The organism is Gordonibacter sp. (assembly GCF_036667095.1).
In the GTDB taxonomy this organism is placed as follows: Bacteria; Actinomycetota; Coriobacteriia; order Coriobacteriales; family Eggerthellaceae; genus Gordonibacter.
On record NZ_JAVWUP010000387.1, the window covers coordinates 1 to 1,088 of the forward strand.

Annotated in this window: 1 protein-coding gene; it reads right to left on the reverse strand. The window is 61.7% G+C overall.

Going from position 1 to position 1,088, the window contains the following annotated elements; genetic code table 11:
• Nucleotides 1-55: 55 nt before the first annotated feature.
• Nucleotides 56-1,088, reverse strand: a 1,033-nt coding sequence (locus RR842_RS14810; protein ID WP_332730335.1) for a divalent metal cation transporter, incomplete at its 5' end; no start/stop codon positions are given.

Below are 1,088 nucleotides of genomic sequence, written 5' to 3' on the forward strand. Positions count from 1 at the left end.
CTCCGTCCGCGCAGGCAACACAGGCATCCAAAATCTGCATCCCCGAACGCCGCGCTCACGGCGCACCCGTGGCCATGAGCACCACGAGGACCAGCGCGCTCGCGCCCATGAGCACGGTAGCGATCCACCCGAAAACCCGGATGCCCCACGGTCCGGTGAACTGACCCATGATCTTTTTATTCGACCCTATCCGGAAAATGAAGAACATAAGGATCGGCGCCACTACCCCATTCAAAATAGCCGCGTAGTACAAGGCCTTTATCGGATCGATGCCCAATAGGTTCAGTGCAAGCCCCACCGCAAGCGACACCACGATGACCGCATAAAACCCGGGAGCCTGCCGCACCTTGCGGCCCAAACCCTCCTTCCAGCCGAACACCTCTGCCAAGGCATACGCAGAAGCGCCCGCCATAACCGGCACAGCCAGAAGGCCCACGCCGAAGATGCCGATGGTGAACAGCGCAGAGGCGAAGTCTCCCGCCAGGGGCTTCAAGGCAGCAGCAGCCGTAGATGCCGAAGACACCTCGGTGATGCCGTGGGCACCGAGTACCGTAGCAGCCGTGATAACGATGGCCAGAAACACGATGTTCGCGATGCCCATGCCCGCATACGTGTCCTTGCGCATCTCCCTCAGTTCGACGGCGACAGCCGCCGCACGACGCTCGCCCATCGTGTGGCGATCCTTCTTTTCCTCAAGCTCCTCCGACGACTGCCAGAAGAACAGGTACGGCGTGATTGTGGTGCCCATCGTAGCCACCATGGCGGCCACAAAGCCGGCATTGAACTCGACATGGGGAACCGCCACGCTGCGCAGCACCGAGAACCAATCGGGCTTCACGACGACCGCCGTGACGACGTAGGCCAGTAGGGCCGCAGCAAGCCATTTCAAGATGCGTGCATAGCGATGGTAGGGTACGAACGTCTCCAGCAGTGCGATGACCACGGTCACGGTCACGAGCGTGGGTGCGAACTCCACCGGCAGGAGCAGTTGGAGCGAGGCCGCCATCGCACCCAGGTCGGCTCCGATGTTCACCGTGTTCGCCACGAGCAGGGCCACCACCAAGGGAAACAGCACCTTCTTCCCGTAC